Below are 16,371 nucleotides of genomic sequence, written 5' to 3'. Positions count from 1 at the left end.
CGTTAGCCTCGCGGTCGAGGTGGGAGGGGACGGTGACCACGACGGGCGATGAGGTCAGCCTCGAGCGTGTCGCCGAGATCGCGCGCAGCCTGGCGGGAGCCGCCGGTCTCGACGAGGTCCTCCAGCGGGTGGCGGACCTCGGCGCGCAGCACCTCGAACGTTGCGACGGTGTGAGCGTGATGCTGGTCCAGCGAGGCGGACGGCTCGCGACGCCCGCCTACTCGACTACGGTCGCACGCGACAGCGATCGGGCGCAGTACGACACCGGCGAGGGCCCGTGCCTGACCTCGATGGACACCCAGCGCACGATCGTGATCGACGACCTCGAGCAGGAGGACCGCTGGCCCCGGTTCCGCGAACAGGCGCTGGCGCTCGGGATCCGCTCCATGGCGAGCTTCCGGCTGTTCCTCGAGGGCGACACGATGGGGGCGCTGAACTTCCACGCCTCGACAGCGCACGCGTTCGGCCACCACGATCTGCTGCTCGGCGAGGTGTTCGCCTCCCACGCCGCCGTCGCGCTGCGTGCCGCCATCACCGAGGCGGGCCTGGAGGCAGCGCTCGAGTCCCGCGACCGCATCGGGCAGGCCAAGGGCGTCATCATGAACCGCGAGGGCGCCAGCCCGCAGCAGGCGTTCGATCGGCTCCGCGCGCTGTCCGAACGCCAGAACAGGCCCCTACGCGATGTCGCAGACCAGATCGCGCGGACCGGCGAGATCCCCGTCCTCGAACCGACGCGCAAGCAGCGCCGCGGGACGTAGCCGCCCTCGGCGCAGGCCCCGCATCGGTGCACCGATCGGGACCTGCGGAGGCACCTGACTGGCGGGCACCCACCGAGTCACGCCGCTGCTGGGATTGAACGGGCGTGACGCGCCATGAACGAGTGTGACAGACGATGGCACCGACCGCAGCCCCGTCCGGGCGGTCTAGGGCAGCGCCCCCGTCCGGGCGGTCTGGGGCAGCGCCCCCGTCCGGGCGGTCTGGGGCAGCGCCCCCGTCCGGGCGGTCTAGGGCAGCGCCCCCGTCCGGGCGGTCTAGGGCAGCGCCCCCGTCCGGGCGACGTGCTCGGCAACGTCGCGCAGTTTGATGTTCAGCTCCTGCGAGGTCCGCCGGAGCTCGTCGAACGCCTCGGTGGCGCTGATGCGCTCGCGCTCCATCAGGATGCCCTTGGCCTGCCCGATCCGGTCGCGGGACTCGAGCGCAGCCGCCGCGCCCTCCTTGGCGATGGCCGCCGCGAGCGCTGCCGAGCACTGGGCGGCGAACACCTCGCCGAGCACGACGGCGTCCGCGTCGAAGGCGTCCGGCTGCCGGCTGTACAGGTTGAGCGCGCCGAGACGGTCACGCTCGTGTCGGTGCAGGAACAGCTGGTAGGACGCCGCGCTGTTGACCCCCATGGCCACCGCTCGCGGACCGAAGCTCGGCCACCGCTCGTCCGCAGCCAGGTCGTGGCTGACCACCACGGGCTCGTTGCGGGCCGCGGCGATGCACGGTCCCTCGTCGTGCTCGCCCTGCGCCTCGTCCAGCGCGATCGCCACCGGATCGGTCGAGACGGGTGTCGTGGTCCCGCCGGCCCCGAGGAACATCACGTCCGCGACGTCGCAGCCGGAGACCAGCTCGGTGGCGAGGTCCACGGCCAACTGCAGGGTCTCGTCGACGTACTGGGTCGAGGCGAGGTCACGCAGCGCTCCGGCGAATCGCCGCAGACCGTCGTGAGCCACGACGGGGTCAGGGGACGAGACACTCACGGAGCATCCACCGGTGGACGAACCAGCGCCGGCGGCGGGATCTTCCACCTCGTGCCACGTTCTCCACCAGCCTACAGGTGGGCTGAGACCCAGCCGGAAGCGCGCGCTGCGGGTCACGTGGGGCACCCTGCCGCCGTCCGGTCGCGACCCACGCGGCTGTCCGCCCGGAGGGCACATGGCGAGGTGGCACGTGCTGACCGGCGGGGCCGCGGTCGTGGGGACGCTCATCGTCGCTGGCGCGGTCGTTGCCCTCGGGATGACGGGGGCTGCCCCGGACGAGGCCGACCCCGCATCCGACCGGCGCGAGGTGTCGCGGGCGGACCGGGCGGACGGGGCGGACGGGGCCGAGCAGGATGGCGCTGACGACCCGCCGGCACCCCTCGAGGAGGACGTCCCCGCCGCCGAGGTCACCGCCAGCCGCGAGGTCACCCAGGAGACCCTGTGGCTGTGCGGTCCGGACGCCGCGGTCGATGCCTGCCTCGGTGACCTCGCCGCGACGGTCGTCGCCACGGACGGCACGCGGCGCGTCGAGCCGTTCGTCCCGGCCGAGGATCCTCCGGTCGACTGCTTCTACGTCTACCCGACCGTGTCGCAGGCGGCGACGCGCAACGCCCCGCTGGAGATCAGCGACGCCGAGCGCGAGGTCGCCCGGGCCCAGGCTGCGCGCTTCGGCGAGGGGTGTCGCGTGGTGGCCCCCGTCTACCGCCAGGTGACCCTCCACGGCCTCGCGACGGGCGGGTTCTCCGACCCCGCGGCTCGCGACCTCGCGTTCGGGGACGTGCTGTCGGCATGGAACGATCACGTGGCGACCTCCGGGGACCGACCGTTCGTGCTCATCGGCCACTCGCAGGGGGCCCACGAGTTGACCCGGCTGCTGGCCGAGCGCATCGAGGGCGATCCGCAGCTCCGGCCGCGGTTGATCAGCGCCCTGCTGATCGGGGGTCAGGTCGAGGTCCCGGTCGGCGAGGACGTCGGCGGGTCGTTCCAGACCGTCCCCGCCTGCCGTGCCACCGACCAGACCGGCTGCGTGGTGGCCTACAACAGCTTCGCGGAGGTCCCGCCGCGCTTCGCGTTCTTCGGGCGCGGTGGTCACGGCGTCGAGGTCCTGTGCGTGCACCCCGGTGCGCCGGCCGGTGGCTCGGCGCCGCTGACCCCGTACCTGCCGACCGCGACCGTCGAGGGGTTCGACACCCCCTTCGTCACGGCCGAGGGGGCGGTCACGGGGGAGTGCCGGACCGAGGGGAGCGCCAGCTGGCTGCAGGTCGACGTCGACCCGGCGCTCGGTCTCGAACGCGTCGGAACCGGCGCCGACCTCGGTCCGGCCTGGGGGCTGCACGTCGGGGACGTCAACCTCGCCCTGGGCGACCTGGTCGAGCTGGTCCGTGCCCAGGTCGCCGCCGCGTCCTAGCCTCCACGGTCCCGCCCCGACCGTCCAGAGGTGCCCGCTTGTCCGCCGACGTCCCGCTCGTGCCCCGCGAGATCCTGTTCGGCAACCCCGAGCGCGATCAACCCTCGCTGTCGCCGGACGGCCGTCGCCTCGCCTGGCTCGCACCGGACGACGGCGTGCTCAACGTCTGGGTCGGTGGCGCCGACCTGTCGGACGCGCGGGTGGTCACCGCCGACCGCGACCGCGGGATCCACACCGTCGCGTGGGCCCACGACGGCCGCCACCTGCTCTACGTGCAGGACGCCGGCGGGGACGAGAACTGGCGGCTGCACGCCGTCGACCTCGAAGGTGGCGGCGACCGCGACCTGACCCCGTTCGACGACGTGCAGGCCCGGGTCGTGGCGCTCGACAAGCGGTTCCCCGACGACGTGCTCGTCGGCCTGAACCGCGACCGCCCCGAGCTGCACGACGTCTACCGCCTGCACCTGCCGACCGGCGAGCTGACCAAGGTGCTCGAGAACCCGGGTTTCGTGGGGTTCGTCGTCGACACGCAGCTGCGGGTCCGTGCCGGCCTCGCGCCCACCGAGGACGGCGGCATGTCGATCATGGTCCGCGACGGCGAGGACGACCCGTGGCGCACCCTCCTCGAGGTCGGCCACGAGGATGCCCTCGGGACGGGACCGATCGCGTTCGACCGTGACGGCGGCAACCTGCTGTGCATCAGCTCGGTCGGCGCCAACGCCAGCGAGCTCGTGCGGATCGACCTCGCCAAGGGCGACCAGGACGTGATCGCGGCCGATCCGCGCTACGACGTGGCCGACGTCCGGTTGCACCCCGACACCCTCGAGGTCGAGTGGGTCAGCTTCCTGCGTGAACGCGTCCACCACGAGCCGCTGGACGAGGCGGTGCAGGCCGACCTCGCCTTCCTCGCCGACGCCGAACACGGCGAGGTGGCCGTCCTCGGCGAGGACCACGCCGACACCACCTGGGTCGTCGGCTACCGGCGTGACGACGGTCCGGCCCGCTACCACCTCTACGACCGTCGGGCCCGCGAGCTGACCTTCCTGTTCGAGGACCGGCCGGCCCTCGGCGGCTACGATCTCGCCCGCATGGAGCCGTTCTCGCTGACGGCGCGCGACGGGCTCGAGCTGCACGGCTACCTGACCGCGCCCCACGGCGCCGAACCGCGCGGCCTGCCGACGGTCCTGCTGGTCCACGGTGGACCGTGGGCGCGTGACACCTGGGGCTACCACCCCGAGGTGCAGTGGCTCGCGAACCGCGGCTACCTCGTCCTCCAGGTCAACTTCCGCGGCTCCACCGGGTACGGCAAGGACTTCCTCAACGCCGGTGACCGGCAGTGGGGCGAGGCGATGCACACCGACCTGCTCGACACCGTCGACTGGGCGGTCGAGCAGGGGCACGCCGACCCCGATCTGGTGGCGATCTACGGCGGTTCGTACGGCGGCTACGCGGCGCTCGCCGGGGTGACCTTCACCCCCGATCGGTTCGCGTGCGCCGTCGACCTCGTCGGCCCCTCCAACCTCAAGACCCTCATCGAGTCGGTGCCGCCGTACTGGGCCCCGATGATCGCCCAGTTCCACAACCGGGTCGGCAACCCCGAGACCGAGGAGGCGTTCCTCTGGGAGCGCTCACCGCTGTCGAAGGCCGACCAGGTCGCCAGACCCCTCTTGATCGCCCAGGGCGCCAACGACCCGCGGGTCAAGCAGGCCGAGTCCGAGCAGTTCGTGGCCGCCCTGACCGAGCAGGGCATCGACCACGAGTACCTGCTGTTCGAGGACGAGGGCCACGGCTTCGTCAAGCCAGAGAACAAGATGCGCTTCTACGCGGCGACGGAGTCCTTCCTCGCCAAGCACCTCGGCGGACGCCAGGAACCCTGACCCACCTGTCGAGCTCGCAGGCGTCGTGCCCTGGCTGCAGCCGCCGCCGTCGCTACGAGCTGCCCGAGGTGGAGCGCATCGGTGCCGTCCCGACCCCGCCCATCCGCTCCACTTCGGCGTGGCGACCGAGCGTGGGCTGCCGGTCGCAAGGGCGCCGGACATGCTGGTGCGGGCGTTGTAGACATGGTGGGCGGCGACGGTCCGGAGCCGGTAGGACGAGGCGCGTACGCTTCGCCGCTCGGACGTGAGTCACGCCGGAGGTAGCGCCACCAGTGAATCCGGTGGTCGAGTACGGCCTGTTGTTCGTGGCGATCGGCGCTGTGATGATCGCCGTAGAGGACTCCGTCTGGGCCCTCTTGCGCTTCTGGGACTTCGATGGTTTCAACGAACAGGTCGAGCCGTTGAAGCGGTGGCTGGCCCACGCGACCTTCGTCGCCGCCCTCGCAGTCTCCGTGGTCGGTGCCATCTACCAACTGGTTCCCGTGCTCACCCGGTGACCGAGGACGTGGGCAGGATCCGCTCATCCGTACCCGAGGTCAGCGAGCCTTCCCGAGCCGACCTACCTGACTGCTGGCCTCTCCCTGCAGCACCACGACGTCGACGTCGTCGGCATCTTCGGGCGTTGCGACCGAGAACTGGGCTCCGGCCCAGAGAACGGTCACGGCGGCACGCACGACGCGCTCCGACCTGCGAGAACCTGGGCTCCTCCAGCCCAGATTCTGGAACCGGGCCTGGCGATGACGCACCGCCGCGCACGTCGCCACCCCATCCGTGACCGGCGCACCCTGGCGGCTCCGGGCGTCGCGTGCCAGTTCCTGGCTGCTGGGCGCCAGCAACCGTCGCCGACGCGCGCGAGACATCCCGTGCCCGGGACAGTTCCTGGCCGCCAGGAGCCAGGAACTGCCGGGGAGTCCGCCTCCGCGGAGCGCTGCAGCGCGGCGTCAGGATGGACGTGACCGCCGCGCTGCGGTCGTATGGGAGGCGCCTCGCCCGGCGGACGCCAGGAACCCATGACCCCGAACGCACGGATGCAGTCAGGGTGACTGCGTCCGGGTCGATCAGGCCCAGCCGAGCTCGTGGAGGCGGTCGTCGTCGATGCCGAGGTGGTGGGCGAACTCGTGGACCACGGTGATGTAGACCTCGTCGACCAGTTCCTGCTCGTCCTCGCAGACGTCGCAGAGAGCGAGGCGGAAGATGCGGATCACGTCGGGCAGGCCCCCGCCCCACTCGTCACGCTCGGTGAGCGGGACCCCCTCGTAGAGGCCGAGGAGGTCGGGCTCCTCCTCGTGGCGGTCCTGGACCAGCACGGCGATGTTGTCGAACGAGGCGAACAGCTCGTCGGGGATGGCGTCCATGGCGTCGCCGACGAGCTGCTCGAACCGGGGGAGGGGGACGGGGTCCACGTCAGCCGTAGGCCCGGTCGAGGGCTTCCACCAGCGACGAGGCGACGGGGACGCCCGCGGTCTCGAGCTCAGCTCGTGGGTGGGAGCCACCGTCGAACAGCACGCACCGCGCGCCGACGTGAGCGGCCGCCGCCGCGTCGTCGAGGGCGTCGCCGATGACCAGCACCTGCGACGGGTCGTCGCCCGTGAGGTGCGTCACGGCGGTCAGGTGCGCCTCGAGGTGGGGCGCCTTGTTGCCGCCGCCGGGTCCCTGCAGGCCGTCGATGCGCACGAACCGGTCCTCGATCCCGAGCTGACCGACGAGCGGGACGAGCTCGTGGTGGCGCCACATCGACAGCAGGGACTGCGAGCTGTCGGCCTCGGCGACCAGGTCGAGGGCGCGCTCGGCGTCGGCGGCCAGCCCCGCCCGGTGCAGCGCTGCGCGGTAGCCATCGTGGTACCGCTCGTCGAGGTGGGCCCACTCGTCCGCAGGGATAGGCCGCCCGAAGAGGCGCTCGTAGAACACCTTCACCGGGCGGGTGTAGAGCCGCTGGTAGGTGGCGAGGTCGATCGCGGGGAGACCGGCCTCCGCGAGGACAGCGTGGAGCCCCTCGAGGACCAGGTGCTGGTCGTCGAAGAGGGTGCCGTTCCAGTCCCAGACCACGTGTCGCATGGGCGCGGACGGTACCGCGTGGCCGCTGCTCAGCCGGTCAGCGGGGGAGGGTCTCGGGGCCGGCGACGTCGTCGGCCGGCAGGCCAGGGTCGGGGTCGAAGCGCAGGCCGATCGGACCGGCCGACGGACCGGGGACCACGCGGACGTCGATCGGGGCGTCGCCCCACCGGGCGACGAACCCGTCACCATCGTCGGTCAGCTCGGCCCCGAGGGTCGACCACAGCCGGCGCGCCGCGTCGAGGTCGGGGTGGGTCAGGGTCGGGCCGAGGAGGGCAGGAGCCTCCGGGTCGACCGGCGGCAGCTGGACACCGGCGCGCCGGGCCCACCCCTCGTCGTCGTGCTGCGGGCGGGCGATCTGGACGATCATCCCGCCGACCTGGGACGGACGCAGGAAGGCTTCGTGCCACTCCTCCTGGGCGGTCGAGACGTCGACGGTGTCGTAGCCCGCGGCCTCCAGGGTCGCGACGGCCTCGAGCAGGTCGGGCACCTTGAGCGTCAGGTGGTGGATCCGGGCGCCGAACCGTGCCACGAACCCGGCCGCGAAGCCCTCGGCCTCGTCGGGTTCGAGCAGTTCGAGCTTGCCGGTGTTGGCGAAGCGCAGCTGCCGGGTGCCGAACCCGCCGCCGCTGTAGCGGGGGCTGAGCCACACACCGCCGAGCGCTCCCTGCCACCGGGCGGCGGCCGCGTCCATGTCGGGGACCGCGACGGCGACGTGGTCCGGGCGGGCGGCGATGGGCACGAGGAGCTCCAGAGGTCCGTCGGGCGGGAGGTGAGCACGGGTGCGCACGGATGAGCACGTTAGGGAGCGTTCACATGCGCCGTCCAACCGGCGCTTGTCGCGACGCCGTGGCGGCCGGGCGGCGTTCCTCGGTGGCGGGCCGCCACGGCGGTACGCTGGCGAACGCACGTTCGCCCACCGTTCGGAGGTCGCCGTGGAGGTGCGTGAGACCATCCTCCACGTCGACATGGACGCCTTCTTCGCGTCGGTCGAGCAACGCGACGATCCGTCGCTGCGGGGCCTGCCGGTCGTGGTCGGGGGCGCCGGTGGGCGCGGCGTCGTCGCAGCGGCGAGCTACGAGGCGCGGCGGTTCGGCATCCGCAGCGCCATGCCGATGGTGCAGGCCCGGCGGCGCTGCCCGGACCTGGTCATCGCACCGCACCGGTTCGAGGCCTACCGCGACGCGTCGCGCGACGTGATGGCCATCCTGCGCGACGTCACACCGGTGGTCGAGCCGCTCAGCCTCGACGAGGCGTTCCTCGACGTGCGTGGTGCGGTCCGGCTGTTCGGCGACCCGGTGACCATCGGGCACGGCATCCGCCGCCGCGTCCGGGAGGAGCTCGACCTGCCCATCTCGGTCGGGGTCGGACCCACCAAGTCGATCGCGAAGCTGCTGTCGGCGCGCGCGAAGCCCGACGGGTTGCTGCACTGGCCGGCCGAGGAGGTCACCGACCGCCTCCGGCCGCTGCCGATCAGCGATCTGTTCGGCGCCGGCCCGAAGACCGTCGAGCGGCTGACCACCTACGGGTTCCGGACCGTCGGGCAGCTCGCCGACACCGATCGGCGGACCCTCCAGCGGGTCGTCGGGGAGGCCACCGGTGCCCACCTGCACGCCCTCGCCCGCGGCGAGGACCCCCGGTCGGTCACCCCGCACGAGCCGGCCCGGTCGATCTCCGCCGAGCGCACCTTCGACCACGACCTCGACGACCCCGACGAACTGCACCGCCACCTGCTGCGTCTGACCGAGAAGGTGGGCCGGCGCCTGCGACAGGCCGAGGTCGCCGGCCGGACCGTCACGCTCAAGGTGCGCTTCGCGTCGTTCGAGACCGTGACCCGGTCGACCACCCTGGCCGAGGCGACCGACCGTACCCACGACGTGCTGATCGCCGCCCGCGGGTTGCTCGACGGCCTCCGGCTCGAGCGGGTCCGCGTCCGGCTGCTCGGCGTCGGGGTCTCGAACCTCGCCGACGGTGACGCCTCACGGCAGCTGACGTTGGACGCCCCCGACGAGGCGCCCGGCTCGGTGCCGTGGGGCGACCGCCGGTGGGAGGACGTCGACCGTGTCGCGGATGCGGTCGCCGACCGGTTCGGCGACGTGGGGGTCAGCTTCGCTGCGCTGCTCGACGACGACACCGAGGACGGCCCTTGGGCGACCAAGCGGCAGGTCCGCGACGTGGCCGAACCGTCGGCCGACTCAGACGACCGGTAGGAACGAGACCGTGTTGCGCTGCCGTCGCCGACCGTCGAGGTGCTCGGCGAGCTCGTCGTACACGGCGTCGCCGACCATCCGACGCAGCTCGGTCTCCATGGAGCGGTAGACCGGCGTGGCGCTGACGAACGCGGTGTCGTCGTCGAGGCACCACCAGCCGAAGTCGGCGCCGCCCTCGCCCCAGTGGCCCCGCTCGTAGGCCGCGATCAGGTGGGTCTCGAGCGTCTCGCCGTCGTTGGCCGTCGACTCCTCGATGGTGCGGTGCAGCGGGACCTGCCAGCAGACGGTCGGCTTCCAGTCGGCGTAGTGCTCACCCTTGCGTTCGGCGAGGTGGTGCAGCGAGCACCCCTCCCCGGACGGCCACCCGGTCCGGTTGGCGAACAGGCACCCACCGTCGACGACCCGGGTCTTGACGTCCCCGTCCTCGTCGGTCTCCCAGATCCCGTCCTCGAGCGCCGTCGCGTGGTACTGCATCGTGGTCGGGTCGAGGTGCTCGCGCACGGCCTCGTCGTAGAACGCCGCCTCGTCGTCGTCGTTGAGGTAGGCCCCGTGGAGACAGCAGCCGATGGCGGGGTCCTGCTCGCCCGGGTGGATGCCCTCGCAGCCCTGGCCGTAGATGCAGCGGTAGCCCGACAGCAGGAACGAGATGTCGAAGGTGTAGCGCCGGTGGTCGTCGGCGGGGTCGTCGATGGTGACCCACTCGCGGGATGGCACGTGGCGCCTCGAGGTCGTCCGGACAGGGACGGCCAGGCTACCGCTGTGGCCGAGGGCGCCTCCGGCCACGGTCGCGGGGGTGCGGGGCCCTACAGTCGCGCCCCCGTCCGGTGGCCGCCGGGCACGCGAGGAGGTCCCGCAGGTGAGCGAGGTCGTCAGCTACGAGGTCGTCGACGGGGTGGCGCACGTCACCATCGAGCGTCCCGAGGTCAAGAACGCCATGAGCCTCGACGTCTTCGACCAGCTGCGCGCCCGCGCCGAGGAAGCCGCGGGCGACGACCGAGTCGGCGCGGTGCTGCTCCGCGGCCGTGGTGGGGTCTTCAGCTCGGGGCTCGACACCAGCGTGTTCGGTGCCCAGGCCGACGCCGCCACCGATGATGATGGCGAGCCGATCACCGGGCACGGGTTCATCGCGGGCCTGCAGGACGCCTTCACCGCGTACGAGACGATCGACAAGCCGACCGTGGCCTGCATCCAGAGCTACTGCTTCGGGGGCGGCATCCAGCTCGCGGCCGCCTGTCACGTGCGCGCCGTCGCACCGGACGCGCAGCTGTCGGTCCTCGAAGCCCGGTGGGGGCTGGTCCCCGACCTCGGGGGCACCTGGCGCCTGCCGCGGCTGATCGGACTCGGTCGCGCGACCGAGCTGGTCCTCACCGCCCGGCGGGTCGACGCCGAGGAGGCCGTCCGGATCGGGCTGGCCGAGTGGCTGCTCGACGGCGACGACCCGGTGGCCGACGCCCACGATCGCGTGCGCCGGCTCGCCGCCGGCCCGGGGGCGCTGCGGCAGAGCCCGCGCCTGCTGCGCGAGAACCTCGAGCGGGACCGTACGGCGGCCCTGCGGGCCGAGGCCGACGCACAGCTCGCCTGCCTCGGCGGCCCGGACTTCGTGGAGGCCGTCACCGCGTCCCTCGAGCGCCGCGATCCCCGGTTCGTCGGTCGGTGACCGGACGGGCGCGATGCGCAGCACGCTCGCCGGGTCGATCGGACGACCGCCAGGCGGTCCCGGTCGGACGACCGCGTGCGTCGCCCATGGCCCGTCGGTACGCTCAATCGACGTCGAGTCGAGGACACCCGATGCCCCTGTCGGAGCACGAGGAGCGCATCCTCGCGGAGATCGAGCGTCAGCTCGAGGCCGAGGACCCGCGTTTCGCTGCCCGCTCGCGCCGTCCCGCGTCGCTGACGTCCCTGTCGCGGACGCTGCGACTGCGCCTCGCCATCGGTCTCGGGATCCTGGGCGTCGTGGCCGTGGTCCTCCTCGTCGTCTCGATCGCCTTCGCCGCCGTGGGGCTGGCGATGATCTTCGCCGCCATCATCCTCGGCGTCTCCGCCATCCGCGAGACGGAGACCACGGCACCATCCCGGACCCGGTCCCCGGACGACGCCCTCTGACCCGGTCGCTCTGACCCGGTTACGGGCGCCGTAGCCGGGACGCGACGGCGGTCCCTGCACGTCGCAGGCCTGCCGTCGTGGCCTCGAGCGGCACCCGGACGGGGGACAGGACCCGGTCCCCGGTCGGCACCGACGCGCGCAGCTGCGCCTCGAGGTCGGCCACGAGCCGCTCCGCCTCGTGGGCGACCTCGTCGTCGATGTCGCCCCCGAACGCGGCGGCGGTCGCGAGCGTCGCGAAGCGGGTGCCATCGCTCGAGACCCGTCCCTCGGTGTGCCAGCGGTGCAGGAGCTCGTGCGTGGTCTCGTGCTCGGCACGGCCCACGCCGTAGCGAGCGCCCGCGCCCAGCAGCGATCGCTGGGCCGCCAGCACGCGGACCCGCGGGGCCGATCCGACCGGCGCCCCGCGTCGGCGGCTGGCAGCCACCGCCAGGGCCGCGCCGAGCGCCAGGAGGAGCCCTGCGACCCACGGCCACCACCCCGGCGTGGCCGCACCGGCGTCGGGGTCGTCACCGGTCGTGCCGTCGGTCGCAGCATCCGGCGTGGGCGCCGGGACCGGGTCGGGGGTCTCGGGCGTCTCGACCTGGTCGGTCTCCTCGGCCAGCTCCCGGAGCTCGCGGGCACGCTGCTCGCGGAGGTTCTCGACGGGTGCGAGGTCCTCAGCCGTCGGGACCAGCTGGGTCTGGTCGCTGCGCGGCGTGGGCTCGAAGGTCACCCACCCGTAGTCCGGGAAGAGCACCTCGACCCACGCGTGCGCGTCCGCGGTCGTGACCGTGTACTCGGTCAGGGGGTCGCCGGCCTCCGGGTCCGCGGCCTCGGTGACCGTGCCCGGCAGGAAGCCGACCGCGACCCGGGCGGGCACGTCGGTGGCTCGCAGCATCACCGCCATCGCGGTGGCGAAGTACTCGCAGTAGCCGATGCGGTCCTCGAGGACGAAGGTCTCGAGGGCGTCGGCGCCACGCAACGGGTCCACGTCGAGGTCGTAGGTGAAGCCGCCACCGGAGGTGAACCAGTCCTGGAGGGCCAGGGCACGGTCGGCGTTGGTCGTGGCGCCGGCGGCCTCGTAGACGGCCTCGGCGGCCTCGGCCAGCCGCGCGTACTCGCTCGGCAGCTCGGTCCAGCGGGCCAACGTCTGCGGGGTGTAGGACACCTCGCGGAGGTCCTCGAGCAGCGGGGCGGGACGCTCGGCCTCGACCGCGTAGGTCACCCCCTCGGACACGCCGACGCGGGGCTCGCCGCCGAGCCCGCCGTCCTCGGTCACGTTCCAGGTGGCCAGGAACCCGCCCTCGGTGGACCACACCATCTCGCGGTTGAGCGGCCCCTCGACCCGGGTCGGTTGGTAGGGGGCGGGGACGTAGATGTTGGCCAGGTCGAGGACCTCGACCTCGACCCGTGTCCGGACCGTCGCATCGGCCCGTTCCTCGGGGGGCAGCTCGCGATCGGCACGGTGGAGGGACGACTCGGCGGGTTGGTAGCTGCCGACCCCGGCGGGCCCGAGCCGCCAGGTGGCGCCGTCGAAGCTGTCGAGCCCGGCGAGGCGCAGGTAGGTGCGCTCGCTGGCGCGGATGCGCAGCACGTCGCGTTCGGTGGGCAGCTTCAGCCGTTCGGACACGTCCACGATCGGCTGGTAGCCGCGCGGGTCGCTCCCCCCGCTGAGGTCGACCCACGCGGTGGCGCCGTACCCGGGCAGGAGCAGGGGTGCGACGGCGGTGAGCGCGAGCGCGGCCGCCCCGACGGTCAAGCCGGAGACGCTGGCGCGGGGGCGGTCGTCCTGGTCGCCGTGGTCGGTCCCGAGCAGCAGCACCAGGCCGGCCGCGGCCAGGAACGGCAGCGCCCGGAGGAAGGTGCCGCCGTCCTCGCCCTCGACGGGGAAGGCGAGGGGGACCGCCCAGAGCACGAGGAGGGGGACGAGCCCGAGGCCCGGCCGGCGCCACCGGACGGTGATCTCGTGGGCGAGGTGCGCCACGAGCCACGTCCCGGTCGCGATGAGCAGGACGAAGGGTGCGGCCGAGACGGTCGGTGCCGTCTCGCCGCGCAGCCCGTCGAACGCCTCGGCGAGCAGGTCGACGAACGACCCCCACGACGTGGCACCGGGGAACAGCCCGACGTGCGGCAGGGCGGTCACGTAGGTGAACATCACCAGCGCGCCGACCGAGGACAGCGCGGCGGCCACGACGCCACCACGCACCTCGCGGACGAGCGCGGCGACCGCGATCGCGAGCAGCCCCGCGGCGAGGTACCGGCCCCGCCAGGCATCGTCGACGAAGAGCCGCGCGAACGCGGGCGAGGCCCCGAGCACGACGACCGCGAGCGCGGTGGCGAGGACGGCGTCGCGGCGCATCAGCGACCCACCGTCGCGCGCACGGGACGGCTGGCGACGACCTCACGCCACCGCTGATCGAGGCGGTCCCCGGGACCCATCACCGTCACCCGCCAGCCGGCGGTCTGGAGACGGGCGGCGGTGGCCTCGCCGTCACCCGTGGACCGGCTGCCACGGCCGGCGTGCAGCTCGGCGTCGATCAGGACCGCGACCCGGGAGGTGAACGCGCGGCCGGCGCGGACCAGCTGCTCGAGGGTCGTGGCGTCGGGGACGGGCAGGACGGCCACCAGCGCCCCGTCGCCCGCCAGCCCCTGTCCGAGCTGCTGGAGCACCGCCCGGAGATCGACGGGTGCCGGTTGGATCGTGGCGAGGTGTTCCAGCCAGGCCTCGGCGGGGCGGGCTCGAGCCACCGCGGTCAGCGGGCTGTCGACCAGCACCACCCCGCGGCCACGATCGGCGAGGTGGAAGGCCGCGGACGCGGCGACGCTGACGGCGGTCTCGATCGACGCGCCCGGACCGTGACCGTGGTGACGGTCGACGCCGACGTCGAGGAGGACGACCGCTCGGGGGTCCTGGGGGGCCTCGGCCTGCCGGACCATCAGCTTGCCCCGGTGCGCCGTCGACGCCCAGTGGACGCTGCGCAGGTCGTCACCCTGGACGTACTCGCGCACCGTCGAACGGTCCTCACCGGACGCCAGGGGGCGTGAGACGCCGTCGCCACCAGCGATGCTCGCACCCCCGAGCGGGAGTCCCGGAGGCAGCGACCAGATCGGTGGGTACACGACGATCGGCACCGTGCCGGGCAGCCGCAGCGTCCGCGCCACGAGGCGGAACGGGTCGCGGAGCTGGACCCGCAGCGGGCCGAGCGTGAAGCGTCCGCGCTGACCGCCTCGCAGGGGTGTGGTCAGCACCGTCCGCGCGCCGGGGGCCAGCGGGGGTGCCGTGACCCGACCGGCCGACGACAGCACCAGGGGGACCTCGTCGTGGAGCTCGAGCGTGGCCGTCGGCAGCCGGCCGACGTTGCGCAGGGTGACCTCGACGGCCGCCTCGGCGTCGAAGAACATCCGGCCAGGACGCACGAGGCGCGAGGTCTCGAGCGTCGCGGACGTCGACCAGACGAAGACCGCCGCGGCCAGGAGGAGGCCGACCACCGCCACCGCGGCGAGCTGCAGCTCGGCGATGCCGAGGACCCGGGAGGCGAGGTAGAGGACTCCGGCGGCGCCGGCCATGCCGTTCCCACGCTCGGTCAGCACCGTGTCAGCTCGATCCCGTCACTCGGTCGGCGCCGGGACACCGTCGATCACGTCGTGGATCACGTCCATCGGATCGTGCCCGGACAGCTGGGCCTCGGGACGCAGGATCAGCCGGTGCGGCAGCACGTGGGGGGCGAGGCCCTTGGCGTCGTCGGGGATGGCGTAGTCGCGGCCCGCCATCGCTGCCGCAGCCCGGGTGGCCCGCAGCATCGCGAGCGCGGCGCGCGGTGAGGCGCCGAGCTCGACCTTGGGGTGGGAGCGGGTGGCGCGGCAGAGCGCCACCAGGTACCGCTCGAGCGGTTCGGCGACGTGCACGTCGCGGATGGTCTCGATGGCCGCGGCGATCTCGGTGGCGTCGGCGACGGGCACCACGTCGGCGAGCCGGTCACCGTGCCCGTGGGTCCGCAGGATCTCGAGCTCGTCGTCCGCGTCGGGGTAGCCGATCGAGATGCGCATCAGGAACCGGTCACGCTGCGCCTCGGGCAGCGGGTAGGTGCCCTCGAGCTCGATCGGGTTCTGCGTGGCGATGACCATGAACGGCGCCGCGAGCTCGTAGGTCGTGCCGTCGATGGTGACGGTGCGCTCCTCCATGCACTCGAGGAGGGCGGACTGGGTCTTCGGGCCGGCGCGGTTGATCTCGTCGCCGAGCACGAGGTTGGCGAACACCGGACCGGGCCGGAACTCGAACTGTCCGGTGTCGGGGGAGTAGACCGTGACGCCGGTGACGTCGGAGGGCAGCAGGTCCGGCGTGAACTGCACGCGGGCGACGCTGCAGTCGATGGAGCGCGCGAGGCCCTTGGCGAGCATCGTCTTGCCGACGCCCGGGACGTCCTCGATCAGCAGGTGTCCCTCCGACAGGAGGGCGATGATGGCGAGCCGGATGACCTCCGGCTTGCCCTCGATGAGGCCGCTGACGTTGGTCTCGATCCGGGCGAGGGTCGAGCGGACGTGGTCGAGGTCGGGTCGCCGGCGGGTCCGGTCACGTGCGGTGGGCACCGGGCAGCGGCCTAACGTGGGGGACCGGCGTGCAGCACGGCGGTCGGCATCGCGCGGGCTCGACGCGCCCGCCGTCCCGGGTCCGGGACGCGCCGATGGTAACCGCGTGTGCGGTCGGTGCTCCGGAGCCGGTGGGTCAGCGCGCGAGGGACCCGGCGAAGCCGCCGGCGTGCGCCGCGACGAGGTCGTCGTCGTCGGGGAAGGCGACCGTGCGACCATCGCTGCTCGACCACGGTGAGGGCATGCCGATGCGGCCGAAGACGTCGTCCGCGCAGGAGGGGCAGGTCACCCACCGCTTGGCCACCGTCACGTCGACGCCGCGGTCGTCGGTCGCCTCGGTGGTGAAGACCACGCGTGGGCCCGCTGCGGGGGTCTCACAGCGGTCGCAGATGTACGCCACGTCGGGCTCCTCT

16 protein-coding genes are annotated in these 16,371 nt (G+C 73.3%); 7 read left to right on the top strand and 9 right to left on the bottom strand.

Annotation, left to right across the window (positions count from 1 at the left end):
- Positions 1-32 precede the first annotated feature (32 nt).
- Positions 33-758: a GAF and ANTAR domain-containing protein gene (locus NITAL_RS19035; protein WP_052667722.1), complete on the top strand. Its 726-nt coding sequence runs from the start codon at positions 33-35 to the stop codon at positions 756-758.
- Positions 759-1,031: 273 nt separating this feature from the next.
- Here the strand turns inward: NITAL_RS19035 and NITAL_RS19030 are convergent, their stop codons facing one another.
- Positions 1,032-1,742 (bottom strand): GAF and ANTAR domain-containing protein, encoded by a 711-nt coding sequence (locus NITAL_RS19030; protein ID WP_052667721.1) that lies wholly within the window; start codon positions 1,740-1,742, stop codon positions 1,032-1,034.
- Between the two features lie 175 nt (positions 1,743-1,917).
- Here NITAL_RS19030 and NITAL_RS19025 point away from each other — a divergent pair, with 175 nt between their 5' ends.
- The 3 genes from NITAL_RS19025 to NITAL_RS19015 all read left to right on the top strand — a co-directional run bounded on the left by NITAL_RS19025 (position 1,918) and on the right by NITAL_RS19015 (position 5,524).
- The gene (locus NITAL_RS19025; RefSeq protein ID WP_052667720.1) at positions 1,918-3,150 is read left to right on the top strand and encodes a DUF3089 domain-containing protein; all 1,233 of its coding nucleotides are present in this window, start codon (positions 1,918-1,920) and stop codon (positions 3,148-3,150) included.
- Between the two features lie 38 nt (positions 3,151-3,188).
- A complete protein-coding gene (locus tag NITAL_RS19020; protein WP_052667719.1) occupies positions 3,189-5,027 on the top strand; it encodes an alpha/beta hydrolase family protein in 1,839 nt (612 codons plus the stop codon).
- A 272-nt stretch (positions 5,028-5,299) separates the two neighbouring features.
- The gene (locus tag NITAL_RS19015; RefSeq protein WP_157041956.1) at positions 5,300-5,524 is read left to right on the top strand and encodes a hypothetical protein; all 225 of its coding nucleotides are present in this window, start codon (positions 5,300-5,302) and stop codon (positions 5,522-5,524) included.
- Positions 5,525-6,085: 561 nt separating this feature from the next.
- Here the strand turns inward: NITAL_RS19015 and NITAL_RS19010 are convergent.
- The 3 genes from NITAL_RS19010 to NITAL_RS19000 are packed head-to-tail and all read right to left on the bottom strand — an operon-like array spanning position 6,086 to position 7,869.
- The gene (locus NITAL_RS19010) at positions 6,086-6,382 is read right to left on the bottom strand and encodes a metallopeptidase family protein (RefSeq protein WP_052669813.1); all 297 of its coding nucleotides are present in this window, start codon (positions 6,380-6,382) and stop codon (positions 6,086-6,088) included.
- A 49-nt stretch (positions 6,383-6,431) separates the two neighbouring features.
- Positions 6,432-7,082, bottom strand: coding sequence for an HAD family hydrolase (locus NITAL_RS19005; RefSeq protein ID WP_052667717.1), 651 nt, complete (start codon positions 7,080-7,082; stop codon positions 6,432-6,434).
- Positions 7,083-7,119: 37 nt separating this feature from the next.
- A complete protein-coding gene (locus NITAL_RS19000; RefSeq protein ID WP_052667716.1) occupies positions 7,120-7,869 on the bottom strand; it encodes a VOC family protein in 750 nt (249 codons plus the stop codon).
- A gap of 145 nt (positions 7,870-8,014) precedes the next feature.
- Here NITAL_RS19000 and NITAL_RS18995 point away from each other — a divergent pair, with 145 nt between their 5' ends.
- Positions 8,015-9,289, top strand: coding sequence for a DNA polymerase IV (locus NITAL_RS18995; protein ID WP_211262515.1), 1,275 nt, complete (start codon positions 8,015-8,017; stop codon positions 9,287-9,289).
- Here NITAL_RS18995 and NITAL_RS18990 read toward each other — a convergent pair.
- Positions 9,275-10,003 (bottom strand): DUF3109 family protein, encoded by a 729-nt coding sequence (locus tag NITAL_RS18990; RefSeq protein WP_052667714.1) that lies wholly within the window; start codon positions 10,001-10,003, stop codon positions 9,275-9,277. The two genes, NITAL_RS18995 and NITAL_RS18990, sit on opposite strands and share 15 nt — an antisense overlap.
- A gap of 142 nt (positions 10,004-10,145) precedes the next feature.
- Here NITAL_RS18990 and NITAL_RS18985 point away from each other — a divergent pair, with 142 nt between their 5' ends.
- Together NITAL_RS18985 and NITAL_RS18980 are read left to right on the top strand one after the other, a co-directional pair.
- Entirely contained in the window at positions 10,146-10,946 is an 801-nt protein-coding gene (locus NITAL_RS18985) for an enoyl-CoA hydratase/isomerase family protein (protein ID WP_052667713.1), read from the top strand.
- A 131-nt stretch (positions 10,947-11,077) separates the two neighbouring features.
- Positions 11,078-11,392 carry a DUF3040 domain-containing protein gene (locus tag NITAL_RS18980; protein WP_052667712.1) on the top strand — a complete coding sequence of 105 codons (315 nt, stop codon included), beginning with the start codon at positions 11,078-11,080 and terminating at the stop codon, positions 11,390-11,392.
- Positions 11,393-11,411: 19 nt separating this feature from the next.
- On the opposite strand, the gene NITAL_RS18975 is transcribed toward NITAL_RS18980, so the two are convergent.
- The 4 genes from NITAL_RS18975 to NITAL_RS26680 form a co-directional block, all read right to left on the bottom strand.
- Positions 11,412-13,730: a transglutaminase TgpA family protein gene (locus tag NITAL_RS18975; RefSeq protein ID WP_052667711.1), complete on the bottom strand. Its 2,319-nt coding sequence runs from the start codon at positions 13,728-13,730 to the stop codon at positions 11,412-11,414.
- Complete coding sequence (locus tag NITAL_RS18970; RefSeq protein WP_052667710.1) at positions 13,730-14,962, bottom strand: DUF58 domain-containing protein; 1,233 nt, start codon at positions 14,960-14,962, stop codon at positions 13,730-13,732. Before NITAL_RS18970 ends, NITAL_RS18975 begins: the two co-directional genes overlap by 1 nt.
- An 18-nt stretch (positions 14,963-14,980) precedes the next feature.
- Positions 14,981-15,958 carry an AAA family ATPase gene (locus NITAL_RS18965; protein WP_052667709.1) on the bottom strand — a complete coding sequence of 326 codons (978 nt, stop codon included), beginning with the start codon at positions 15,956-15,958 and terminating at the stop codon, positions 14,981-14,983.
- Positions 15,959-16,094: 136 nt separating this feature from the next.
- Positions 16,095-16,358: a hypothetical protein gene (locus tag NITAL_RS26680; protein WP_169786895.1), complete on the bottom strand. Its 264-nt coding sequence runs from the start codon at positions 16,356-16,358 to the stop codon at positions 16,095-16,097.
- Positions 16,359-16,371 lie beyond the last annotated feature (13 nt).

Source organism: Nitriliruptor alkaliphilus DSM 45188, assembly GCF_000969705.1.
Classification (GTDB): Bacteria; Actinomycetota; Nitriliruptoria; order Nitriliruptorales; family Nitriliruptoraceae; genus Nitriliruptor; species Nitriliruptor alkaliphilus.
This window is presented reverse-complemented; position numbering and strand designations above follow the sequence as displayed.